Source organism: Rugamonas sp. FW305-51, from assembly GCF_058786935.1.
This window is the reverse complement of sequence record NZ_JBYSZG010000026.1, coordinates 42,711-65,356: the sequence shown is the minus strand read 5'-3', so window position 1 is coordinate 65,356 and position 22,646 is coordinate 42,711. Positions and strand designations below refer to the sequence as shown.

Sequence of the window (22,646 nt, the reverse complement as noted above, 5' to 3'; positions counted from 1 at the left end):
TTTTCAATGTTGACTGATGCCAGCCTCATTCAAGAACTTATCGATCGAGAAGCCAAGCATAAAAATAGTGATGGCAACATAGAGTACTCGCCTACCGCTGGCTAAGATGATGAATTACAATCTTTGCGATTTAAGCCGATTTAATACGACTCTAACCTGTTAAGCCGGAGTGCTGACATGACTGCTGAACCTTGGGTGTCCGTCGAACAGATTGCCGAGCATCTAGGCGTAACGCGCGATTCGATCTACCGCTGGATTGACCACAAGGGCCTACCCTCTCATCGCGTGGGGCGATTGTGGAAGTTCAAGGTGACCGAAGTGGATGATTGGGTGTGCGCGGGTCGCGCAAATGAAGAACAACGCAGCGATGGTCAGAAGTCATCGCCAAAAACTTGAGGAATGGCTGAATGCCTACATTAAACTGGATCGGCAAAGAAGCCGTCGTTAAACATCACAAGGAAGTGCCGTTCCGCCTGCTGGAACCTGTGCCAGAACTCTCCTGTGGTCTGGAGAATTCGGGCAACCTCATCGTGCAGGGAGACAACCTTGATGCGCTCAAGGCGCTATTGCCGCGTTATGCGGGGCAGGTGAAGTGCATCTACATCGATCCGCCGTACAACACGGGACAAGACGACCGAGGTGCGGACGGCCTGCGCACGGGCTGGATCTACAACGACCGTGTTGAAAGTCCTGAAATCCGCGAATGGCTAGGTAAGGTCGTTGGTGTCGAAGCGGAGGATCTGTGTAGGCACGACAAGTGGCTCTGCATGATGTACCCACGATTACGCCTCCTTAAAGACTTCCTGCGTGACGATGGCGTCATCTTCGCGAGCATCGATGATATCGAAGTTGCGAGCCTGCGCATGCTATTCGATGAGATTTTTGGTGTTAGCAACCGTATCGGCGTTATTGTTTGGAAGAATGCTACAGACAATAACCCGACCCAAATTGCCAGCGAGCATGAATACGTGCTCTGCTATGCCAAAGACAAGCGCAAGATCGCGAGCGAGTGGAAAGCGTCGAGCCTTGAAGTTAAAACCCGGCTGCTTGAAGTGGGCGAGAAATTCGTTAATCAGCACCAAGACCAGGTCAAACGTCAAGCGGCCTACACGAAGTGGTACCGTGAGAACAAATCGCAGCTGTGGCCCTTCGAGGATTACAAGTTCATTGACGGTGGTGGCGTCTACACAGGTATGCGCTCGGTCCACAACCCGGGCAAAGAGGGTTACCGGTACGACATAATCCACCCGGTAACAAAACAGCCTTGTCAGCAGCCCTTGATGGGTTACCGATTTCCCGAGGAGTCGATGCAACGACTCATTCAAGAGGGGCGAATTATCTTCGGAGAAGATGAGACAAAGTTGGTCGAGCTCAAGGTCTACGCTAAGGACTATCGCGCCAAGCTCTCGAGTCTTTTCGAGCTCGATGGGCGTATCGGCACAAACGAGATTAAGGCGATCTTTCCGGAGGATAAGCGACCATTTGATTTTCCAAAGCCCACGGAGCTGATCGAAGAGTTGTTGAGCTTTACGACCAGTGCCGACGATTTGATATTGGACTCTTTCGGAGGCTCTGGAACAACAGCAAATGCTGTCCTGAAGCTGAACAATGCAGATGGTCAAGCCCGCCGATTCATTTTAGTCGAGATGAAGGATGTCATCGCGCGCGATGTAACAGCTCAGCGAGTGAAGCGCGTCGCATCGGGCTTCACGACCAGCAAGGGAGTAGAGGTTCCAGGACTCGGAGGCGGCTTTCAATTCTGCCGCCTGTCTACGGAACCGCTGTTCACTGCAGAGGGACAGGTTCGCGCTGATGTTACGTTCGCCCAACTGGCCGAATTCGTCTGGTTCGCAGAAACCGGCAGCGGGTACACAGGTCAAGGAAATTCGGCGCTTCTGGGCGTGCATGAGGGGCGCGGTATTTACCTACTCTACAACGGCATCCTTAAAGACAAGTCTATCGCTGGCGGCAATGTACTCACCGGGCCGGTGTTTGACGTATTGCCGAAATTCGCTGGTCCCAAGGTGATCTACGCCGCCGCCAATCGCATGGGCGGCCGTGCTGCGCGTGAAGGCGTCAGCTTCAAACAAACTCCTTATGCATTGGACGTGTAAGCCATGACCACATTTGCACCAAAAACCTACCAGTCGCAAGTGCTAGATAGCGTGCTGGCCTACTTCAAGGCCTGCCACGAACTGCCGTCGCCGTCGATTGCCTTTACCGCGACCACGGAGCGTCTGTGGGGCCGTGGCAATACCTATAACCCGCTCTCGGGATTTCCGTCGGATATGCCATATTTCTGCCTTCGCGTGCCCACAGGCGGCGGCAAGACCTGGCTGGCAGCGAAGAGCGTGGCCCTAGTCAATACGCACCTGCTGCGTTGTGAGCAAAGCGTTATTCTATGGTTGGTACCGTCGAGGCCGATCCGCGAGCAGACTCTGCGTGCCTTACGCGATCGCCAACACCCTTACCATACCGCATTGCGGGAAACAGGCCCGATTACCGTACTGGATCTGGAAGAAGCCAAAAGCGTAACCCGCGCCACTTTAGATACGTCGACGACCATCATCGTCGCAACTCGGCAAGCGTTTCAGGTTGAGGAAGAGGAATGCCGCAAGGTGTACCAGTCCAGCGGCGCACTGATGCACCACTTCGATAATCTGTCACCTACGCAGCGGGACGAATTGTTGACCGAAGGCGAAGGCGCGGACCGGATTACGCCATATTCACTGGCCAACGTGCTGCGTCTGCGTCGCCCCTTCGTTATCGTCGACGAGGCGCATAATAACCGCACAGAACTGGCTTTCGACATGCTGGCACGATTCCGCCCCAGCGGCGTGATGGAATTGACAGCCACGCCAGATCTGGAGCGCACCCCAAGCAACGTATTGCACAGCGTATCTGCCGCCGAGTTGAAGGTGGAAGAAATGATCAAATTGCCGGTCGTACTTGAAACGGAGCCAAACTGGCAACAGTGCTTGGCCGACGCCATCGGTCGCCGTGATGCCCTGCACAAGCTCGCGGACGATGAACGTCGGGCGGGTGCCGCCTATTTGCGGCCACTGGTGCTGATTCAGTCAGAACCGCGCCGGACGGGAGTCGATACGCTGGACTTCGAGCGTGTGAAGAACGAGTTGATTACCAACCACGGAATTCCGGCCAGCGAGATCGTTGTGGCCACCGGCGAAGATAAAGGGCTGGAGCAGGTCGATGCGGACTACAAGCTGGGCATTGCCGATCCAAGCTGCCCAGTGAAATTCGTCATCACGCAGAAGGCGCTGGCCGAAGGCTGGGACTGTCCTTTTGCCTACATTCTGGTCAGCATGGCCTCACTGCATTCGGCCACGGCGGTCGAACAGTTGCTCGGACGCGTATTGCGGCAACCAGGCGCGAGTCATCGACAGACGCCGGCGCTGAATCAGTCATACGCCTTCGTCGTCTCGCGCAACTTTGCTGAGACCGCCGGCGCCTTGCGTGACCGATTGGTAGCGGGGGCGGGTTTCGAACGTCGCGAGGTGAACCAGTTCGTGACCGCGGCCAAGGCAGAACAATCGCGGTTGGATCTGGAGGGCCACGCCGGGCGTGTTGTCGTTCGGCCGGTGGTGATTAAGCTGTCAGAGAAGCCCGACCTCAAGAGCGTATCCAAGACAATCCGCGACAAGGTGAGTTGGGATGCCAAGCTGAACACGCTGACCATTAGTACCCCACTGACCGCCGATGAGACTGAGACACTCAAGGCATCAGTCACTACAGAAACATCGGCGGCGGCCATCGTTGAAGCCGCCGAAGTAAGCCGCACTACTGCCATAGAGTTTTTTCAGACGCCTGCTGAACTGGGTGAACGCTTCTGCGTGCCGCAACTCGCACTACGCATTCAGGGGGAGCTTGCTTTATTCGATGACCCGGAGGTGCTGGAGTATCCGTGGGATCTCTCGCCTTACGACGCAGCGCCAACGGCTGACGACCTCTCGGCGCTGGGTGCAGGGCTCAAGGTTTCGGAAGGTGGCGAGATCGATGTGGACGATGTCTCTGGCCGCGTCATTTCACGCTTCCTGCCCGATCTACAGCGTGACTTGGGTCTGGTGTACCAACCAGAAAATTGGGATGAGATTCGCATCGCCACTTGGCTTTGTCGCAATTTGCCGGAGCAATCCCTTACCCATGCAAGCAAGCAAGCCTTCGTTGCCGCGTGGCTGACTGATCTGCTGCGCCAGGACGATGTCACGCTGGCCCGCGTCAATCTGCAGAAGTTTCTGATCCGGAATCGCCTTGAGGCGCGCATCCGCGACTTGCGCAAGCAGGCGGTTGGAAAGGCATTCCAGCAAACGTTATTCGGCGCCGACTCTGCATCACGCGTCGCGGTAGGCGACCAGTATGCTTTCGAATTTCATGCGCAGGCCTACGCACCCAGCCGCGATTATGACGGCCGCTTTGGACACTTTGATTTCAGGAAGCACTTTTACGGACGCATGGGCGATTTCGACAGCAAGGAGGAATTCGAGTGCGCTTGCTGGCTGGATATTCAGGCGCAGCAGGGGCGAATTCAGTTCTGGGTGCGGAATCTTGTGCGGCGCGAAGGAAGCTCGTTCTTCCTGCAAAAGGCGGACGGGCGCTTCTATCCAGACTTTCTATGCCAACTTCCCGGAAAAGAGAATAAATCGGGACCGACTCTTGCCGTCGAATACAAAGGTGCCGACCGCTGGTTATCGGCCGAGGATGATCGATTAATTGGTGGACTATGGGCCAATCTTTCCGAGGATCGATGCCGATTTGTGATGGTGAGGGATAAGCGCTGGGACTGGATTGAGGAGCATTTGAAATGACATTAAATCAAACCCAAGCCTCCGCTACTATGAGCACCGAATTTCTGAAGCGGCATGCTCAAACGCTCTGCGAATTTGCCGCAGCCACCCAGGCACGCGCCAATCAACATCCTGACGACCGGTGGCTGGCGATCGCGGCGGACAATCAACGCCAGGCAGCTAGCGACGCAACGCAGGCCCTCGCCGTCGCACATGCTCAGGAAACGGCTGTCGCCGAACCGGAAACTTATGAGGAAGTTATTTCAGGCTGCGTCGCCGGAATAACCGACACGGGCAAACTCGAACTCAGAACTTCCGAAGGTAAAGTCCACATCCGCTTTCCTCTTGACCTTACGGAAAAGGTCCAGCATTTGTCGATAGCAAAGCTGGCGGAACTTCGTGTGAGCACCACCAGATATTGGGATGCTGTCGCCAAGAAAGACGTGTTCAGACGCCTGCTCATCGACATCTCCGCCCCTTGATAAAACACGCCACCAGATCAGATACGGGCTACGCAATCGACCCGCCGAACGACTACAGCCTGGCCGGCCGCGGCGTCAAGCGACCGGGCAACGAGCGGACCCAGGAAGCGGATTTCCCCCTGCCGTCAGCTACTCCTGGCGCTTGCGGCCCACCAAGCGGTTCAGCCACTTGCTGGCGAAGCGCTTGTTGGCCTTGAACGTGTAGTCGAGCGTGGCGAACTGCTCGTCGAGCGCTTCCTGCAGCACGCTGGTCGGATTGGCGGGCGGCAACTTCAGGTAAGCGTCCGCCTCGCCATAGTCGCGGTGGATCTCCATGCCGGCCTTCTTGGCGATGTGCATCATGGTCGCGTTGGACGACAGGCAGTGCATGTACAGCGTGTCGACGTCGCTGTTGCGGCAGTGGATGGCGGCCCGTTCGAACAGTTTGGTGCCCACGCCCATGCCGCGCGCCGAACGGCCCACGGAGACGCCGAACTCGGCCACCTGCTCCTTTTCCGTCACCGCGTTCCGGTCCGGTTCCTTGGGCGCGAACGCCAGATGGCCCACGGCCACCAGCGTGAACAGCCGGTTATAGACCCCGAACACCATGTCGCGCGCGAAGTCGATGCGGTTGACGTAGGCCACCACCTGCTCGTCGGGCAGCATGGTGCCGAAGCGCAGCAGGCGGTCGCGCGGTTCCAGCGCCAGGAAATGCTTGACCATGCGCCGCCGGTCGCGCTCGCCCAGCTCCTTGACCAGCACGGTGGGGCGCTTGCGCTCGCCGTTGCTGTCGCGCCGCCGGAATGGATTGGAAAACATATCGGTCGGGTTCACTCGTGGACTCCTCGCCGCCGCAGAATAGGTTGGTGCGATGCGCATGGTGCGGCGCAGCATGCACCTATTGTATCCCAGCTCAGGCGCCGGGGGACGCACCGCCGGCACCATCCTCGCCGCTATTGCGGTCCGCCTTGATTTGCTCATCCTCGTCGGCCGGCGCGGCCGCGCCCAGCGCCGCCTTGACGGCCGCCACCCGTGCCTTGTGCACCATCTCCGGAATGCGCTGCGGTTGCGCGCCGCAGCGGGCCGCCACCTCGCCCGCGTTGACGCCGCGCGCCGCCGCCAGCGCGTCCTGCAAATGGGCCAGCTGGGGGAAAGGCTGGTCGCGCAAGCTGGCCGTCGCGCCCGTGCGCCCGCGCGCGTCGCACTCGGTGGCCTGCAGCATCTGGATGAAACGGGCCGGCTTGCGGAACGCATCGCAACGCTCGAGCAGCGTGACGATGGTGTTCGGACGCAGGATCTGCGCGCGGCACACGTTGCCGTGTTCGCGCGCCGTCATCACGGCCAGGTCGCGGCATTCGGACGGCACCCGCAGGCGCTGGCACAACTGTTCGACCAGCTTGACGCCCAGGCCCTCATGGCCGTGGTGGGCCGGCCAGTTTGCCGGCGGCGTGGCGCCCTTGCCCAGGTCGTGCATCAGGCAGGCGAAGCGCACCGGCAGCGCCAGCCCGGCGTCGGCCGCGCAGTCGATCACCTGCTCCACGTGCAGGCCGGTGTCGATTTCGGGATGGTGCTGCACCGGCTGGGGCACGCCCCACAATTTGTCCAGCTCCGGCAGCACGCGCGCCAGCGCGCCGCAGTCGCGCAGTACCTGCAGCATGCGCGAGGGCCGCTGTTCCATCAGGCCGCGCGACAGCTCCTGCCACACCCGCTCGGCCACCAGCGCGTCCACTTCGCCCTGCTCCACCATGCGCCGCATGAGGGTGTTGGTTTCCGGCGCCACCGTGAAATCGGGGAAGCGCGCCGCGAAGCGGGCCACGCGCAGGATGCGCACCGGGTCTTCCTCGAAGGCGTCGGACACGTGGCGGAAGATGCGCCGTTCGATATCGCGCTGGCCGCCGAAGGGGTCGGTCAGCGTGCCGTCGTCGGCGCGGGCGATGGCGTTGATGGTCAGGTCGCGCCGCACCAGGTCCTGTTCCAGCGTGACGTCGGGCGCCGTGTGGAACACGAAGCCGCGGTAGCCGGGCGCCGTCTTGCGCTCGGTGCGGGCCAGCGCGTATTCCTCGTGCGTATCAGGATGGAGGAACACGGGGAAATCCTTGCCCACCGGGCGGTAGCCCAGCTTGAGCATGGCTTCCGGCGTGGCGCCCACCACCACGTAATCACGGTCCTTGACGGGCAGGCCCAGCAAGGCGTCGCGCACGGCGCCGCCCACAACGTAAATTTGCATGCGTCAGTCCGGCATTTCGGCGTCGTGGCGGGGCGCCATTTCCGTCTCGGCCAGCGCCTCGGTGACCCAGCGCGCCACGGCGGGATGGGCGCACACGCGGTCGCAATAGGCGTTCAGGGCCGGCGCCAGCGTCACGCCGTAGGTGCGGAAACGCATCACCACCGGGGCGAAGAAGGCGTCGGCGATGGTGAACTCGCCGAACAGGAACTGGTGGTGGCCGAAGCGCGACAGGCACTCTTCCCAGATTTCGCTGATGCGGCCGATGTCGGCCTGGCTGCCGTTGGTGCGGCCCTTGCCCGGATAGCTGGCGCGGATGTTCATCGCCATCGCGTTGCGCAGGTCGGCGAAGCCGGAATGCATTTCCGCGCACACGGAGCGGGCCATGGCGCGCGCGGCCACGTCCTGCGGCCACATGTGCAGCTCGGGGAACTGCTCGGCCAGGTATTCGCAGATGGCCAGGCTGTCCCAGATCGTCATGTCGCCCGCCAGCAGCACCGGCACCCGGCCGGCGGCGGAATAGGCGGCGATGCGGTTGGCCGTGTCGGCCTGGTCGAGCAGCACCCGCACTTCCTGGAACGGAATGGCGAACGCCGTCATGGCCACCCAGGGCCGCATCGACCACGAGGAATAGTTCTTGTTGCCGATGATGAGGGTCAGCCCGGGCGCGCGCGCGTTGGCCAGGGCTTGCGACAGGGAGGGATCGAGTTCAGTGGTTTGCATGGATACGTCCGGATAGGTGCGTCTGGTGGATGCTGCTAACGGGAGCCGAAGCTGCTTTCTTGCTGTTCCTGCGCCGAATACCCCTTGGGCGCCACGGTGCCGAGACGGGCCTTGAGCGACTGCGGCCGGCCTTCGAACAGGGCGGCGTAGTAGGTCGCGTTCGACATCACGTTCTTGACGTAGGTGCGGGTTTCGACGAAGGGGATCGATTCGATGAAGACGGCGCTCTCCATCGGCTTGTCGAGCGCGGCGCGCCAGCTGCGCAGGCGCCCCGGGCCGGCGTTGTAGGCGGCCGTGGCCAGGGTCTGCGAGCCGTCCATGTTACCGAGCACCATGTTCATGTAATTGGTGCCCAGCAGGATGTTGGTGCGCACGTCGCTCAGCATGTTCTGCACGAAGTCCGTCAGGCCGATCTTCTTGGCCACCCAGCGCCCGGTGGACGGCATCACCTGCATCAGGCCCGAGGCGCCCACGGCCGACTGCGAGTCCATGATGAAGCGCGATTCCTGCCGGATCAGGCCATACACCCAGGCCTTGTCCAGGCCCAGGGTCTGGGTGGCCGGATGCATGATGTCGTCATGCGGCGCCGGGAAGCGCTGCGTGTAGTCGACCTGGATGCGGGTCTTTTCGGAGGTGCTGACCATGCGGTCGAGGATGTTGTTCTGGCGCGCGAATTCGGCCGCCGCCAGGTGCTGGCGTTCGCTCAGCCCGCGCAGCGCCCAGTTCCACTCGCGCGTGCCTTCGAAGCGCAGCCGCATCGAGAAGAATTTGAGCGCGCGCTGGAAATTGGGATCGGTCGCGAACGGCGCGATCTCGGCCTGGCCGATGGGCGGGCCGGCCGGCGGAATCGTGATCAGCTGGCCCAGCTCCTCCAGCGCCAGCTGGCCATAGAAGTTGGATTGGTCGGAAATGCTGCGCAACAGCTGCGCCGCCTCGCCCGTGGGCTGGCTGGCGCCCGCTTCGGCCATCAGGGCCCGGCCCAGCCAGTAGATCCAGGCCGGCTCGTTGCGCAGCGCCAGCGGCATGGCGCGGATGGTGCTGCGCACCTGCTTCCAGTCGCCGGCACGCAGGGCGTAGCGCGCCTTCCACTGCAGCGCGTCCTGCGACAGCGGCGCGCCGGCCGCCTTGCGCCAGTACTCGCTCGTCTCCGGCGCCAGCGTGTAGGACGAGGCCAGCGCGATGTTGGCCCAGCCGATGGCCTGCTCCTGCGCCGTCAGTTTGGGCGCGGCCTTCTGCAGCGCCAGCGCGGCCAGCTTGACGCTGGTGCGCGCCATGCGGCCCACGGCCACCAGGTAGATTTCATGGTCGATACGGCCGCTGCCCACGCCCTTGGCCAGCGCGATGGCCGGCAGGTCGATGGCCTGGCCGATGCGCTTTTCCGGTCCGCCCAGCAGCACCATGGTGCGCTTGCCCGGCCCGGTGGCGTCGAACTCGCCGGCCAGGCGCACCTGGGTCCACAAGTCTTCGCTGTCGAACTGGCCGTTCTGGGCCAGGGTGGCGATCAGGCCGGAACATGCTTCGCCATACACGGGCGGATAGACCAGCAGCACGCGCGCCTGCTCGGCCACGCGCTGGCCCTTGAGCGCGCGCGACATCAGACCGTAGCACTTGACCTGGGTGTCGTCGTTGAGCACGAACAGGGGCAGCTGCTCGTCGAAGGCGGCCCAGTCGCGCTTGCGGCCCAGCTCCAGCAGCCAGTCGTTGCGCATGCGGTCGGCGATGGCGCTGCCCTCGTAGCGGCGCAGGAACTCGCGCACTTCCCCATTGGCGGCGTCGCGCAGGTGCGACTTGAGACGGTAGTAATCGACGTAGGAGGGAATCTGGTAATTGGCCAGCCGGTCGGCATAGAATGCAACCTTGGCCGCGTCATCCTGGCGCACGGCGTCGCGCAGCAGCAGGAAGGCATCGTCCTCTTTGCGGCTGCTGTCGATTCCACTGTCGTCGGCACGGCCCAATGGGGACGCCAGGCAGGCTACGGCCATCACGGCGCCGGCTATCCATTTTGAAGCGGAAATCAATGTGCAACTCTCAATCAAGTCTTAAAACGGGAATATGACCAGCGATCCTAGAATACCACGCGCCACGACGGTCCCGCCAGCGGCAACGCCCCTGTCCAAGGCCGATTTGCGCAAGCAATTGCTGGCCGCGCGGCGCGCGCTGGACGCGCCCACCCGCGCCGCCTGGGACGCGGCGATCGGCCGCCATGTGCTGGCCTGGTCGGCCATGTCCGCCACCACCGAACTGGGCGTCTACTGGCCATTGCGGGACGAGCCGGACCTGCAGGCCGCCTATGCCGAACTGGCGCGGCGCGGGGTGCGGCTGCTGCTGCCGGTGGTGGTGGAAAAACATGCGCCGCTGGCGTTCGCGCAGTGGGACATCGGCGAGCCGATGGTGAAGGATGGGATGGGCGTGGCGGTGCCGGCCCAGTTGCGGCTGCGTCCGCGGCCGCCGGCGCTGCTGGTGCCCTGCCTGGGCTACAACCGCCACGGCTACCGGCTCGGCTACGGCGGCGGTTTCTACGACCGCACGCTGGAAGCGCTGCCGCGGCCGCAAACGGTGGGCGTGGCCTACGCTTGCCAGCTGGCCCCGTTCGGCGACGACCCGCACGACATCGCGCTCGACTGCATCGTCACGGAAAGCGGCGCGGCCACGCCAGACCCGCGGGCCTGACGGACACGTGGGCCTGACCGACAGTGCCGGCCTGGCCCGCCGCACAGCCCCTTACGCCAGGCGCTGCCACAGCGCCGTCGTCGGCGCCGCCTGGTTCATGCTGTAGAAGTGCAGGCCGGGCGCGCCGCCGGCCAGCAGGCGCTGGCCCAGGGCCGTCACCACGTCCAGGCCGAAGGCCTTGATGGACGCCGTGTCGTCGCCAAAGCTGGCCAGCTTGAGGCGCACCCAGCGCGGGATCTCGGCGCCGCACATGTCGGAAAAGCGCATCAGCTGCGTGTAGTTGGTGATCGGCATAATGCCCGGCACCACCGGCACCGTGATGCCCAGCTTGCCGCACTGTTCCATGAAGTAGAAGTAGGCGTCGGCATTGTAGAAGTACTGGGTGATGGCGGCGTCGGCGCCCGCCTTCACCTTGCGCTCGAAGGCCAGCAGGTCGTCCTGCGGCGAACGGGCTTGCGGGTGGGTTTCCGGATAGGCCGCCACTTCGATGTGGAACCAGTCGCCCGTTTCGGCGCGGATGAATTCCACCAGTTCGTTGGCGTAGCGGAATTCGCCGGCCGCGCCGTAGCCGCTGGGCAGGTCGCCGCGCAGGGCCACGATGCGGCGGATGTTGTTGGCCTTGAACTCGGCCAGGATGGCGCGGATCGATTCGCGCGTGCCGCCCACGCACGACAGGTGGGGCGCGGCCTGTTCGCCGGCGGCCATGATTTCGAGCACGGTGTCGAGCGTGCCGCGCTGGGTGGTGCCGCCGGCGCCAAAGGTCACGGAAAAATACTTGGGATGCAGTTCGGACAGCTTGGCGCGCGTGACGCGCAGCTTCTCCGCCCCTTCCGCCGTCTTGGGCGGAAAGAATTCGATACTGAAATTAGGGTTGTCCATCGGCGTTCTTCAAAAGTAAGGTAGACAAAGCCCAGGAAATCACGCTGTACAGCAGTGCGCCCCCCATGGCCGACCAGAAACTGTCGACGTGGAAGCCTTGCACCCACTGGGCCACCAGCCAGAACATGAAGCCATTGATGACGAAGATGAACAGGCCCAGCGACAGCACGGTCACGGGCAGGGTCAGCAACAGCAGCACGGGGCGGATCAGCGTATTTACCAGACCCAACACGAGGGCTGCGACGAGGGCTGCGCCTATGCTTGTGACATCGACGGAATGCATCAGGTAGGGCACTGCCAACAGGGCAGCGGCATTGATTAACCAGGTAAGGACCAGACGCATGATGAGAGGCTCGCTGCAGAAAAGACGGGAAATCGCGGCAGCCGGAACAGCCCGGCATGCCGCGCGACCGCGACGGGGATGGACCCGCCGTCCCGGGCGCCACGGGGCGCCGGCGGGACGGCGGGCCGCATCGCCTTAGTAGCGGTAGTGCTCGGGCTTGTACGGCCCCTGTTGCGACACGCCGATGTAGGCGGCCTGCTCTTCGGTCAGCACGGTCAGCTGGGCGTTGAGCTTTTTCAGCTGCAGGCGCGCCACTTTCTCGTCCAGGTGCTTGGGCAGCACGTACACGCCGACCGGGTAGTTGGCCGTGTTGGCGTACAGCTCGATCTGGGCGATGGTCTGGTTGGCGAACGAAGAGCTCATCACGTACGACGGATGGCCCGTGCCGCAACCGAGGTTGACCAGGCGGCCTTCGGCCAGCAGGATGATGCGCTTGCCGCTCGGGAAGATCACATGGTCGACCTGGGGCTTGATGTTTTCCCAGGTGTACTTCTTGAGCGAGGCGACATCGATCTCGTTGTCGAAGTGACCGATGTTGCAGACGATGGCCTGGTCCTTCATGGCCAGCATGTGCTGTTCCGTCAGGATGTGGTAGTTGCCGGTGCAGGTGACGAAGATGTCGCCGTGCTCGGCCGCGTAATCCATGGTCACCACGCGGTAGCCTTCCATGGCCGCCTGCAGGGCGCAGATGGGGTCGATCTCGGTGACCCACACCTGGGCCGACAGGGCGCGCATGGCCTGGGCCGAGCCCTTGCCCACGTCGCCATAGCCGGCGATGACGGCGACCTTGCCGGCGATCATCACGTCGGTGGCGCGCTTGATGCCGTCCACCAGCGACTCGCGGCAGCCGTACAGGTTGTCGAACTTGGACTTGGTGACGGAGTCGTTGACGTTAATGGCGGGGAAAGCGAGCTTGCCTTCCTTGTGCATCTGGTACAGGCGGTGCACGCCGGTGGTGGTTTCCTCGGTCACGCCCAGGATGTGCGGCAGGCGCTTGGAGTACCAGGTGGCATCCTTGGCCAGGTGGGCCTTGATGGCGTTGAACAGGCAGATTTCCTCTTCCGAACCGGGGTTGGCCAGCACGGAGCTATCCTGCTCGGCGCGCGCGCCCAGGTGCAGCAGCAGCGTGGCGTCGCCGCCGTCGTCCAGGATCATGTTGGAATAGACGGGGTTGCCGGCCGCGTCGGCGGGCCACTCGAAGATGCGGTGGGTGTAGTCCCAGTATTCGTCCAGCGTTTCGCCCTTGATGGCGAACACGGGGGTGCCGTTGGCGGCGATGGCGGCGGCGGCGTGGTCCTGGGTCGAGTAGATGTTGCACGAAGCCCAACGCACCTGGGCGCCCAGCGCCTCCAGGGTCTGGATCAGCACGGCGGTCTGGATCGTCATGTGCAGCGAACCGGTGATGCGGGCGCCCTTGAGGACCTGGCTGGCGGCGAATTCCTCGCGGATGGCCATCAAGCCCGGCATTTCCGTTTCAGCGATCTTGATTTCTTTGTTGCCCCAGGCGGCCAGGGAGATGTCGGCGACCAGGTAGTCTTGTGCGGATTTGAGTACGGCGTTCATCACGCCCTCCTTTCAGTTAGAAAAAAGTAACGTGAGCGCGGTTGCAGATTCCGAGCCTGGCGAATCGGGTCGATTCGTCGCAACGCTCCTCGGAAGCGGTATTTTACAAGAAAATGGCGGTCGAAAACCGCTACGCCCCTCAAAAAAATGGGGACGTACCCCATTTTCAGCTTTTCCTGAAAATGGGGTACGTCCCCTTTTCTCCGCTTGCTTACTTGAGGCCGGCGGCGTCGCGCAGGATGGCGGCCTTGTCGGTGCGCTCCCACGTGAATTCCGGCTCTTCGCGGCCGAAGTGGCCGTAAGCGGCCGTCTTCTGGTAGATGGGACGCAGCAGATCCAGCATCTGCACGATGCCTTTCGGACGCAGGTCGAAGTGCTCCATCACCAGCGCGGCGATCTTCTCGTCGGAGATGACGCCCGTGCCTTCCGTGTAGACGGTGATGTTGATCGGCTTGGCCACGCCGATGGCGTAGCTGACCTGCACCTGGCACTGGCGCGCCAGGCCGGCCGCCACCACGTTCTTGGCCACGTAGCGGGCCGCGTAGGCGGCCGAACGGTCGACCTTGGACGGGTCCTTGCCGGAGAACGCGCCGCCGCCGTGCGGGCTGGCGCCACCGTAGGTGTCGACGATGATCTTGCGGCCCGTCAGGCCGCAGTCGCCCTGCGGGCCGCCGATGACGAAGCGGCCCGTGGGGTTGACCAGATAGCGCGTCTCGTTCAACCATTCACGGGGCAGCACTTGCTTGATGATGTCCTCGATCACGGCTTCTTCGATGTGCTTGTGGCTGATCTCGGGCGAGTGCTGGGTCGACAGCACCACCGTGTCCACGGCCACCGGGCGGCCGTTGACATAGCGCAGCGTGACCTGCGACTTGGCGTCCGGACGCAGCCACGGCAGGCGGCCATCCTTGCGCAGCTGCGACTGGCGCTCGACCAGGCGGTGCGCATAGTGGATGGCGGCCGGCATCAGCTCGGCCGTCTCGTCGCAGGCGTAGCCGAACATCAGGCCCTGGTCGCCGGCGCCCTGGTCCAGGTCGATGCCGGCGCCTTCGTCCACGCCCTGGGCGATGTCGGGCGACTGCTTGTCGTAGCCCACCAGCACGGCGCAGCCGCGGTAGTCGATGCCGTAGTCCGTGTTGTCGTAACCGATACGTTTGATGGTTTCACGCGCAACTTGAATATAATCCACGTTCGCGTGCGTCGTGATCTCGCCGGCCAGCACCACCAGACCGGTGTTGCACAGCGTTTCGGCGGCCACGCGGGCTTTCGGGTCCTGGGCCAGGATGGCGTCCAGGATGGCGTCCGAAATCTGGTCGGCTACCTTGTCGGGGTGGCCTTCGGATACGGATTCAGAGGTAAAGAGGTAATCGTTAGACATCGCAAGCTCCTGATATTGGTGAAAATTGTTGTCGCTTACCAATACGGCTTGCGACGCTTTAGCGATATTTATATTCCGCCTCGCAAGTTGTCTGTTAACTCAGCGGATACTGCATACGTGGTATTTTACGCTTCTTAAAAAAATTTTGGCTAGGCAACGATCGATTTTTGCCGCATATCAATATACCTACTCCATGCTCGTACTCCTGTTCCGCTTTCTTTCCATCTTCCCCTTACCGCTGTTACATGCGCTGGGGGCTGCGCTGGGCTGGCTGGTCTACCTGGCCTCGCCCTCCTACCGCCGCCGCATGCGCGACAACCTGGCCCAGGCCGGCTACAGCGCCCATCTGCCGGCCGCCATCGCGGAAGCGGGCAAGAGCATCGTGGAGCTGCCCTTCATCTGGTGCGGCGCACCGGAGCGGGTGTCGCGCCACGCCAGCGATGAAAACTGGCAGCTGGTGCAGGCAGAACTGGACGCGGGACGCGGCATCGTGTTCCTCACGCCTCACCTCGGTTGCTTTGAGATCGTGGCGCAGGAAATCGCCCTGCGCACGGAACTGACGGTGATGTACCGCCCGCCCAAGAAGGCGGCGCTGAAACCGCTGATCGAGGGCGCCCGCGCCCGCGACAACCTGCTGCTGGCCCCGGCCAATATGTCGGGCGTGCGCATCCTGGCCAAGACGCTGAAAAAAGGCCGCCCCATCGGCCTGCTGCCGGACCAGGTGCCGCAGGAGGGCGAAGGCGTGTGGGCCGACTTCTTCGGCCGCCCCGCCTACACCATGACGTTGCCGGCCAAGCTGGCCCAGATGGGCGACGCCACCGTCATCGTCACCTACGCCGAGCGCTTGCCGCACGGCAAGGGCTACCTGATCCGCTTCGTGCCCTTCACGGCCAAGCTGGACGGCACGGCCGCCCAGCAGGCCCGCACCATCAATGCCGCGATGGAACAGCTGATCGCCCGCGCCCCGGCGCAATATTTCTGGAGTTACAACCGCTACAAGGTGCCGGCCGGCGCCGCCGCGCCCGACGCCGTGCAGGAGGGTGCATGAAAGCCATGTTGGGTTTGATGTGGCTGCTGCACTGGCTGCCCCTGCCCCTGCTGGGCCGCTTCGGCAACCTGGTGGGCAGCATCCTGTTTGTCCTGCTGCGCTCGCGGCGCCATATCGCCCTCACCAATTTGCGCCTGTGCATGCCGGAATTGACGGAACAGCAGCGGGTGGCGCTGGCGCGCCAGCATTTCCAGGCCTATTCGCGCAGCGTGTGGGAACGGGGCATCCTGTGGTGGGCCTCGGAAGCGCGGCTGCGGCGCCTGATCACGGTGGAGCCGGGGCCCGTGCCCGTGGCCCAGATGACGGAAAAACCGACCATCCTGCTGTGCCCCCATTTCGTCTGCCTGGACGTGGCCGGTGTCGCCATCGCCATGGAAGCGAGCGCATCGTCCATGTACGTGCAGCAAAAGAACGCTGCCTTCGACAAGGTGCTGCGCCAGGGCCGCTCCCGTTTCAAGCCCGTGCGCCTGTTTACGCGCCAGGATGGCATCAAGCCCATCTTGCGAGCCCTGAAGGAAAAGCTGCCCTATTTCATGCTGCCAGACATGGATTTCGGCGAAAAGGATGCGGAATTCGTGCCCTTCTTCGGCATCCAGGCCGCCACCCTGACGGCCACGGCCCGCATCGCCGCCACCACGGGGGCCCAGGTCATGCCCGTGATCGCCACTTTCCTGCCCAATTTCCAGGGCTGGCGTGTCAAGTTCTATCCCGTGTGGGACAATTACCCCGGCCCCGACATGGTGGCCGCCACCCGCAGGATGAACGCCTTTATCGAGGACGAGGTCCGCGTGGCCCCGGCCGAGTATTTCTGGACGCACAAGCGGTTCAAGACCCGGCCCCAAGGCGAAGCGTCGCTGTACCAGCGGCCCGCCCCCTGATCTGACGGATAGCCTACGATGAAACTGAAATTTACCAAGATGCACGGCGCCGGCAACGACTTCGTCGTGATCGACGCCATCCACCAGCAGATCGATTTCACGCCCGCCCAGTGGCAGAAGCTGGGCGACCGCCGCTTCGGCGTGGGCGCCGACCAGATCCTGCTGGTGGAAAAACCCACCCAGCCCGGCTGCGATTTCCGCTACCGCATCTTCAACGCCGACGGCGGCGAAGTGGAGCAGTGCGGCAACGGCTCGCGCGCCTTCGTCAAGTTTGTGGCGGAAAAAGGCTTGAGCAGTGCCCGCCGCATCACGGTCGAGACCAAGGCCGGCGTGATCGCGCCCCGGCTGGAAGACGACGGCAGCATCACGGTCGACATGGGCGCGCCCGTGCTGGAAGCGGCCCGCGTGCCGTTCGACGCGGACGGCCTGCAAGGCCAGGCCCAGGGCCGCGATACCCTGTGGCCGCTGGTGCTGGAACTGGGCGGCGCGCGCGAGCAGGTGCTGGTGTCGGCCGTATCCATGGGCAACCCGCACGCGGTGCAGGTGGTCGACGATGTCGATCAGGCGCCGGTGGAACTGACGGGGCCGCTGATCGAGCACCACGTGCGCTTCCCGAACCGGGTCAACGCCGGTTTCATGCAGATCGTCGACCGCCACCACATCAAGCTGCGCGTGTACGAGCGGGGCGCCGGCGAAACGCTCGCTTGCGGCACGGGGTCGTGCGCGGCCGTGGTGGCCGGCATCCGGCGCGGCCTGCTGGACTCGCCCGTGCGGGTCGATGCCCGCGGCGGCCAGCTGTCCATCGCCTGGGCCGGCGAAGGCCAGTCCGTGTTCCTGACGGGGCCGGCCGTGACCGTGTTCGAAGGCGAAATCGAGATCTGAATCCCGGCCGCCGGGACCGGATGACAGGGTCAGCCCCACGGGGGCTGACCCCTTTTTTTGGGGGACCAAAAAAGGGGTACGTCCCCATTTTTCAAAAAGGGGTACGTCCCCATTTTTTACGTCCCCGCCAGTCCGGCGGCGCAGCTTGGGTAGCGCCGGTTCAGGCCGCCAGCAGGCTGGGCAGGCCCGCCCCCAGCCACGTCTTGAGGCGGTACAAACGCTGGCGGTAATTGCCTTCCAGCCCGTCCGGGCCGCTGTCCACATGTTCGAACTGCCGCACGATGCGGTCCAGCGCCTGGCGCTGCTGTGCCGTGCGCAGCAGGATCAGGCGCCGCTTGCTGCGTCCGTAGCTGGCGCGGATATCGACCACCAGGCAGTGCCCATGGTCGGCCGCCTTCACATCGAGCAACAACGTTTCGGCCCGGGTCAGGCCGAACAGGCTGGCCAGCTCGATGCGGGCCGCCAGCAGCGGCTGGCTGTCGGCCAGGGCCCGCGTCAACAGCGGCAGCACGGCCTCGGTCCAGCCCGGGGCGGCGATGGGCGCGGCGATCTTGGCCAGCACGGCCTCGGCCTCGGCGCAGCCCTGGGCCGCCGCCTTTTGCAACCAGTAGGCGGCCCGCACATCGCTCAATTCGCCATTGCGGCGGGTGCGCCACGCGTACAGGCCGCATTCGAGCTGGGCCAGCCGGTGCCCCATCTCGGCCGCCCGCTCCAGGTAGGCCTGGGCCTCGGCCACGGAGCGCTGGGAAAATTCCGGTTTCAGGTAGATGCGCGACAGGGCGTACCACGCCTCGGCCATGCCTTGCTCGCCGGCCAGCGTCAGCCAGCGGATGGCGCGCTTGAAGTTGACGGCGGCGATGCCGGCCGCCAGCCGTTCGCCGGCGCAATTCATGCGGGCGAACCACAGGCCCAGGGCCAGCTGCGCGTGGCGGTCGCCGCCGTGGGCGGCCAGCTCGCGGCACTGCTGCAGTTCCGGATCGTGCTCGGCCAGGCCGTCGAGCGCCTCGGCGCAGCGCGCCAGCAGTTGCACCTGCTGCGGCTCGACGGGCCAGGCCGCCACCCGCGCCGCCTCGGCGTCGGCCGGCGCACCCTGCAGTACGGCGCGCGCCAGCGGCAGCGCCGCGCGCAAATAGCCGCGGTAATCGTGCGCCTGCCACGCCTGTTCCAGCGCCGCGAACTGGGCCGCGCCCGGCCCGGACCAGGCCGGGCCATCCACGCCGGCCGCCGCGGCCGGCGCTGCGACGGCCGGCGGCGCCGCTTCGCCGCGTTGACTGGCCAACAACTGCTGTGCTTCCGCGCAACCGGCGCGGGCCGCGCTTTCCAGCGCCGCCATGGCCTTGGCCCGCAGCGCGTGGCACGAAGGCGCCATGGGCTGGCCGAGCACCAGCTGGGCCAGCACCAGGCCGGCCGGCGCCACGCCGGCATCGTAGGCCCGGTCGTACCAAGGCAGCACGGTCGGCTGGCAATGTTGTGCGTATTCAAATGGAATGTGGTGGCCGATCAGCATCCACGCCTCGTCCTGCTGCTGCTGGGCCGCCCGGCTCAGCCAGTGCAAGGCGGTCGGCATGCTGCGCGGCAAGCTGGCCCCACCAAACAGGTAGAGCTTGCCCAATGCCAGTTGGCTCACCGCGTCTCCGGCGCGGGCCCCCCGGATGATCCCTAGTTCTTCTCGATTTGCCATCGTCTCACTATGAGTGTGATTCATGGAAGCGGGCGGTCCGTCCGTGCTGTCTGCGCGAGCTTGGGACGGCCGATGTTGTGACAATATCTTGCCATGAAAGAAGAAGATACGGCCAGATAAACACAGGCTGCAGTGTAGCGCGGCGCGCGGCCGCTACCGTGGCGTGCACGCGACGCCACGGTATCTCCCTTGATATGACGCAAATGGCGCCCCAAGGTGCCGTGTAGGCTGAAGGCAATCCCTGATCCATATGTGAAAGGAAATCATTCAAGCAACCCGTTTCTGGATCGCCGATCAAGCGTTTCAAAAATACAACAGGGCTACCCCGTTTTGCCCCTTTCGACCAAGACTCACCCCCGTAATCAACCAAACCAGCAACATTGACGCAGGCAGCCATTAAGGTTCAGCTCATCCCAGGTGGCGTAGCGCGCACTTGACGGCTTTTAGACGTTTGTACGACTCACTTTCAAAAGGAACAACAAATGAAAAAATCATTAGTGGCTCTGGCACTCATGGGCGCGTTTTCCGCTGCGTATGCGCAATCGTCCGTGACCATCTACGGCACGGTGGATGCAGGCGTCACCAAAAAATCGGGCGGCACCACCAGCATCGGCAAGCGCGACAACAACAAACTGGGCTTCAAAGGCGTGGAAGACCTGGGCAGCGGCCTGAAGGCGCTGTTCCAACTGGAAATTCGCTATGAGCCCGATACCGGTACCATCGAAAACACGTCCGGCGCCAACAGCCGCCCCCTGTTCCAGGGCCAGAGCCGCGTCGGCCTGCAAGGTGATTTCGGTACCGTGCGCCTGGGCCGTGGCCTGACCGCCTTCCAGGAATCGATTACCGCCTTCGAGCCATGGAGCGGCATCCCATCGGTGGCCGGCTACCAGACCGACCTGCAAGTGGCCGGCTACACCAGCTCGCCGCTGGACCAGACCGGCAACTCGGCCAACCGTTTCTCGAACGCCTTCTTCTATAACACGCCCGTCATCGCCGGCGTGTTCCAGGTGAACGCCACCATCCAGGCCAAGGAAGCGAACGGCAACGCCGCCGTCGCTGCCACTGCCAACTCGGTGGCCATCCCCGCCAACGCCGTGCCGAGCACCACGCCTTACTCGCTGAGCGCCACCGTGGACAACGGCATGTTCGCCGCCATGGCCGCCTACGAGAAGAATGCGCTGGAAACGAAACTGTGGTCCGTTGCCGCTTCCGTCAAGCCGATTCCCGCGCTGAAACTGATGGCGTCCTACCAGAAGCAGGACCAGGGCCAGACCGTGTTCACCAACGCCGAAACCAAATCCTGGATCCTGGGCGCCAACTACACCGTCGGCGCCGGCAAGATCCTGGCCGGCTATGGCCAGAAGACCCCGGACGGCGTGGTCAAGACCAAGCAGGCGTCGCTGGGCTACGAGTACAGCCTGTCGGCCCGCACCTATCTGTATGTGGACGCGTCCAACAAGCGTGCCGCCACCACGGTCAACTTCTACGGCCTGGGCATTCACCACAACTTCTGATCGCGGCGGCCCCCGGGCCGCATGCCGTCACCGCAACGGACCAGGCCACCTGGTCCGTTTTTTTTGCCCGCGCCCCGGTCGGATGGCGCGCACTTTCTTTGAATCCCAAGCCAAATGTGTCTTCAACGCAACCTTATGCGTGGCGCCCGCGCGCCTTGCTGTACAGGGTCTGCCAACAATGTCATATTCGGAGTGCGCAGATTAGCACGTACGTTCGTTTTAATCGCGCCCACAATAAGACGGATAAAACAAGGAGACAACATGAGAGTACGCGTATTGGCCGGTGTGATCGCAGCCTGCTTCGGGGCGCCGGCCCTGGCCCAGTCGTCCATCACCGTGTATGGCATCGCCGACGGCGGCCTGATGTTTGCCAACAATGGCGGCAACGATGCCAGGACCAAGGTCGTGAGCGGCATCGCCGACGGTTCCCGCCTCGGCTTCAAGGGCATGGAAGACATGGGCAATGGCTACAAGGCCGTGTTCAACCTGGAAGCGCGGGTGCAGATCGACAATGGCAGCCAGCAGGCCGGCAACCTGTCGAGCAACCAGGGCTACGCGCTGACCAAGGGCCTGGCCTTCACCGTGCCGGCCGCCGCCGGCGGCACCGCCACGGCCGCCAAGCTGCTGGCCGGGGTACAGTCGGCCCTGCAGCCGGCCATCAACGTCAACATCAACAACGCCCTGTTCGACCGCACCTCGATGGCCGGCCTGGTCACGCCCGTGGGCGCCGTGCTGCTGGGCCGCATGTACACGCCGGACTATGAAGTGTTCAACAATGCCGACGTGTTCGAGTCGGGCACGGCGGCCGGCTGGGGCGGCATCGTGGGTGGCACGGGCGGCCTGTTAACGGCCGGCATCGCCATCCGTTCCGACAAGTCGGTGCAATACCGCATGGAACTGCCCAACGGGGTGGCCGCAGCCCTGATGTACGGCACGGAAAAATCGGGCTACATCGGCATGGACAAGCGTTCCTGGGGCGCCAACCTGCGCTACAAGGCCAACGGCTGGGACCTGGGCCTGGGCCACAACTACGGCACCGACCAGGTCGGCGCGCGGGGCCTGGTCACCACCACGGTGGGCGGCTCGTACTCCATCGACCAGTGGAAACTGTTTGCCGGCGTCCACAAGCAGAACAACGACAATTCCGTCATCATCCGCTACGCCAACGATGCGCTGGCGCCCACCTTCGCCGCCTTCGGCCCCGCCCTCGGTCCCGTGCTGGCCGGCCAGCTCAACGCCACGCTGCGCCGCACCTTCCTGCTCGACGCCGTCAGCTACCAGCTGGGCTTCCACTACCGCGTGGGCCAGGGCCGCATCATGGCCTCCGTGGTGCGCCAGGACGACCGCAGCGCCTCCAACAGCGACGCCACCCAGTACGGCCTGGGCTACGACTACAACCTGTCCAAGCGTACCGACCTGTATGCGGTGGTGGCCTACATCAAGAACCAGAACGATGGCCAGTATGCGATCGGCGCGGCCAGCGCCTCGGGCGGCTTCACGGCCCACCCGGGCGAGGCCAGCAAGGGTATCCAGCTGGGCATGCGGCACCGCTTCTGATCCGGCGCCGGGCTTGCCCGGCAGGACAGCCAGGACGCCTGCG

19 protein-coding genes and 1 riboswitch are annotated in these 22,646 nt (G+C 63.7%); of the genes, 10 read left to right on the top strand and 9 right to left on the bottom strand.

All coding sequences use genetic code 11. From position 1 onward, the window contains the following. Positions 1 to 177 precede the first annotated feature (177 nt). The 4 genes from AC3WOS_RS17995 to AC3WOS_RS17980 are packed head-to-tail and all read left to right on the top strand — an operon-like array spanning position 178 to position 5,284. Positions 178 to 396: a helix-turn-helix domain-containing protein gene (locus AC3WOS_RS17995; RefSeq protein ID WP_492717394.1), complete on the top strand. Its 219-nt coding sequence runs from the start codon at positions 178 to 180 to the stop codon at positions 394 to 396. Between the two features lie 11 nt (positions 397 to 407). Continuing rightward, positions 408 to 2,114: a site-specific DNA-methyltransferase gene (locus AC3WOS_RS17990; protein WP_492717393.1), complete on the top strand. Its 1,707-nt coding sequence runs from the start codon at positions 408 to 410 to the stop codon at positions 2,112 to 2,114. Between the two features lie 3 nt (positions 2,115 to 2,117). Beyond that, positions 2,118 to 4,823, top strand: coding sequence for a DEAD/DEAH box helicase (locus AC3WOS_RS17985; protein ID WP_492717392.1), 2,706 nt, complete (start codon positions 2,118 to 2,120; stop codon positions 4,821 to 4,823). Next, positions 4,820 to 5,284 carry a hypothetical protein gene (locus AC3WOS_RS17980; protein ID WP_492717391.1) on the top strand — a complete coding sequence of 155 codons (465 nt, stop codon included), beginning with the start codon at positions 4,820 to 4,822 and terminating at the stop codon, positions 5,282 to 5,284. The genes AC3WOS_RS17985 and AC3WOS_RS17980 overlap by 4 nt, the downstream gene beginning before the upstream one ends. A 129-nt stretch (positions 5,285 to 5,413) precedes the next feature. Here the strand turns inward: AC3WOS_RS17980 and AC3WOS_RS17975 are convergent, their stop codons facing one another. The 4 genes from AC3WOS_RS17975 to AC3WOS_RS17960 form a co-directional block, all read right to left on the bottom strand. Then, positions 5,414 to 6,082: a GNAT family N-acetyltransferase gene (locus tag AC3WOS_RS17975; protein ID WP_492717408.1), complete on the bottom strand. Its 669-nt coding sequence runs from the start codon at positions 6,080 to 6,082 to the stop codon at positions 5,414 to 5,416. 94 nt (positions 6,083 to 6,176) lie between these two features. Next, complete coding sequence (locus AC3WOS_RS17970; protein WP_492717390.1) at positions 6,177 to 7,490, bottom strand: multifunctional CCA addition/repair protein; 1,314 nt, start codon at positions 7,488 to 7,490, stop codon at positions 6,177 to 6,179. A 3-nt stretch (positions 7,491 to 7,493) separates the two neighbouring features. Next, positions 7,494 to 8,210 carry a glutathione S-transferase family protein gene (locus AC3WOS_RS17965; protein WP_492717389.1) on the bottom strand — a complete coding sequence of 239 codons (717 nt, stop codon included), beginning with the start codon at positions 8,208 to 8,210 and terminating at the stop codon, positions 7,494 to 7,496. 35 nt (positions 8,211 to 8,245) lie between these two features. Next, a complete protein-coding gene (locus tag AC3WOS_RS17960; protein WP_492717388.1) occupies positions 8,246 to 10,192 on the bottom strand; it encodes a lytic transglycosylase domain-containing protein in 1,947 nt (648 codons plus the stop codon). A gap of 70 nt (positions 10,193 to 10,262) precedes the next feature. On the opposite strand from AC3WOS_RS17960, the gene AC3WOS_RS17955 reads away from it, so the two are divergent. Then, positions 10,263 to 10,880 (top strand): 5-formyltetrahydrofolate cyclo-ligase, encoded by a 618-nt coding sequence (locus AC3WOS_RS17955; RefSeq protein ID WP_492717387.1) that lies wholly within the window; start codon positions 10,263 to 10,265, stop codon positions 10,878 to 10,880. Positions 10,881 to 10,931: 51 nt separating this feature from the next. Here the strand turns inward: AC3WOS_RS17955 and metF are convergent, their stop codons facing one another. The 4 genes from metF to metK all read right to left on the bottom strand — a co-directional run bounded on the left by metF (position 10,932) and on the right by metK (position 15,043). After that, on the bottom strand, positions 10,932 to 11,759 hold the full coding sequence (gene metF / locus AC3WOS_RS17950; RefSeq protein ID WP_492717386.1) for a methylenetetrahydrofolate reductase [NAD(P)H]: 828 nt from the start codon (positions 11,757 to 11,759) through the stop codon (positions 10,932 to 10,934). Then, the gene (locus tag AC3WOS_RS17945; protein ID WP_492717385.1) at positions 11,746 to 12,102 is read right to left on the bottom strand and encodes a phage holin family protein; all 357 of its coding nucleotides are present in this window, start codon (positions 12,100 to 12,102) and stop codon (positions 11,746 to 11,748) included. The genes metF and AC3WOS_RS17945 overlap by 14 nt, the downstream gene beginning before the upstream one ends. 135 nt (positions 12,103 to 12,237) lie before the next feature. Next, complete coding sequence (gene ahcY / locus AC3WOS_RS17940; protein WP_492717384.1) at positions 12,238 to 13,665, bottom strand: adenosylhomocysteinase; 1,428 nt, start codon at positions 13,663 to 13,665, stop codon at positions 12,238 to 12,240. A gap of 26 nt (positions 13,666 to 13,691) precedes the next feature. Beyond that, positions 13,692 to 13,761, bottom strand: a riboswitch (S-adenosyl-L-homocysteine riboswitch). Between the two features lie 115 nt (positions 13,762 to 13,876). Further along, complete coding sequence (gene metK / locus AC3WOS_RS17935) at positions 13,877 to 15,043, bottom strand: methionine adenosyltransferase (RefSeq protein ID WP_182151443.1); 1,167 nt, start codon at positions 15,041 to 15,043, stop codon at positions 13,877 to 13,879. 163 nt (positions 15,044 to 15,206) lie between these two features. Between metK and AC3WOS_RS17930 the strand changes: the two genes are divergently transcribed. The 3 genes from AC3WOS_RS17930 to dapF are packed head-to-tail and all read left to right on the top strand — an operon-like array spanning position 15,207 to position 17,851. Beyond that, positions 15,207 to 16,091, top strand: a complete 885-nt coding sequence (locus AC3WOS_RS17930; RefSeq protein ID WP_492717407.1) for a lysophospholipid acyltransferase family protein — start codon at positions 15,207 to 15,209, stop codon at positions 16,089 to 16,091. Then, on the top strand, positions 16,088 to 16,969 hold the full coding sequence (locus tag AC3WOS_RS17925; protein ID WP_492717383.1) for an LpxL/LpxP family acyltransferase: 882 nt from the start codon (positions 16,088 to 16,090) through the stop codon (positions 16,967 to 16,969). Before AC3WOS_RS17930 ends, AC3WOS_RS17925 begins: the two co-directional genes overlap by 4 nt. 18 nt (positions 16,970 to 16,987) lie before the next feature. Beyond that, a complete protein-coding gene (gene dapF / locus AC3WOS_RS17920; protein WP_492717382.1) occupies positions 16,988 to 17,851 on the top strand; it encodes a diaminopimelate epimerase in 864 nt (287 codons plus the stop codon). Positions 17,852 to 18,011: 160 nt separating this feature from the next. Here the strand turns inward: dapF and AC3WOS_RS17915 are convergent, their stop codons facing one another. Next, positions 18,012 to 19,532, bottom strand: coding sequence for a tetratricopeptide repeat protein (locus tag AC3WOS_RS17915; RefSeq protein WP_492717381.1), 1,521 nt, complete (start codon positions 19,530 to 19,532; stop codon positions 18,012 to 18,014). 482 nt (positions 19,533 to 20,014) lie between these two features. Here AC3WOS_RS17915 and AC3WOS_RS17910 point away from each other — a divergent pair, with 482 nt between their 5' ends. Both AC3WOS_RS17910 and AC3WOS_RS17905 read left to right on the top strand, forming a co-directional pair. Next, positions 20,015 to 21,046, top strand: a complete 1,032-nt coding sequence (locus tag AC3WOS_RS17910; protein ID WP_492717380.1) for a porin — start codon at positions 20,015 to 20,017, stop codon at positions 21,044 to 21,046. A gap of 261 nt (positions 21,047 to 21,307) precedes the next feature. Then, entirely contained in the window at positions 21,308 to 22,603 is a 1,296-nt protein-coding gene (locus AC3WOS_RS17905; RefSeq protein WP_492717379.1) for a porin, read from the top strand. Positions 22,604 to 22,646 lie beyond the last annotated feature (43 nt).

Coding starts and splice junctions, on each gene's coding strand:
- AC3WOS_RS17995 (WP_492717394.1), top strand. CDS start 178: ATGACTGCTGAACCTTGGGTGTCCGTCGAACAGATTGCCGAGCATCTA.
- AC3WOS_RS17990 (WP_492717393.1), top strand. CDS start 408: ATGCCTACATTAAACTGGATCGGCAAAGAAGCCGTCGTTAAACATCAC.
- AC3WOS_RS17985 (WP_492717392.1), top strand. CDS start 2,118: ATGACCACATTTGCACCAAAAACCTACCAGTCGCAAGTGCTAGATAGC.
- AC3WOS_RS17980 (WP_492717391.1), top strand. CDS start 4,820: ATGACATTAAATCAAACCCAAGCCTCCGCTACTATGAGCACCGAATTT.
- AC3WOS_RS17975 (WP_492717408.1), bottom strand. CDS start 6,082: ATGTTTTCCAATCCATTCCGGCGGCGCGACAGCAACGGCGAGCGCAAG.
- AC3WOS_RS17970 (WP_492717390.1), bottom strand. CDS start 7,490: ATGCAAATTTACGTTGTGGGCGGCGCCGTGCGCGACGCCTTGCTGGGC.
- AC3WOS_RS17965 (WP_492717389.1), bottom strand. CDS start 8,210: ATGCAAACCACTGAACTCGATCCCTCCCTGTCGCAAGCCCTGGCCAAC.
- AC3WOS_RS17960 (WP_492717388.1), bottom strand. CDS start 10,192: ATGGCCGTAGCCTGCCTGGCGTCCCCATTGGGCCGTGCCGACGACAGT.
- AC3WOS_RS17955 (WP_492717387.1), top strand. CDS start 10,263: ATGACCAGCGATCCTAGAATACCACGCGCCACGACGGTCCCGCCAGCG.
- metF (WP_492717386.1), bottom strand. CDS start 11,759: ATGGACAACCCTAATTTCAGTATCGAATTCTTTCCGCCCAAGACGGCG.
- AC3WOS_RS17945 (WP_492717385.1), bottom strand. CDS start 12,102: ATGCGTCTGGTCCTTACCTGGTTAATCAATGCCGCTGCCCTGTTGGCA.
- ahcY (WP_492717384.1), bottom strand. CDS start 13,665: ATGAACGCCGTACTCAAATCCGCACAAGACTACCTGGTCGCCGACATC.
- metK (WP_182151443.1), bottom strand. CDS start 15,043: ATGTCTAACGATTACCTCTTTACCTCTGAATCCGTATCCGAAGGCCAC.
- AC3WOS_RS17925 (WP_492717383.1), top strand. CDS start 16,088: ATGAAAGCCATGTTGGGTTTGATGTGGCTGCTGCACTGGCTGCCCCTG.
- dapF (WP_492717382.1), top strand. CDS start 16,988: ATGAAACTGAAATTTACCAAGATGCACGGCGCCGGCAACGACTTCGTC.
- AC3WOS_RS17915 (WP_492717381.1), bottom strand. CDS start 19,532: ATGGCAAATCGAGAAGAACTAGGGATCATCCGGGGGGCCCGCGCCGGA.
- AC3WOS_RS17910 (WP_492717380.1), top strand. CDS start 20,015: ATGAAAAAATCATTAGTGGCTCTGGCACTCATGGGCGCGTTTTCCGCT.
- AC3WOS_RS17905 (WP_492717379.1), top strand. CDS start 21,308: ATGAGAGTACGCGTATTGGCCGGTGTGATCGCAGCCTGCTTCGGGGCG.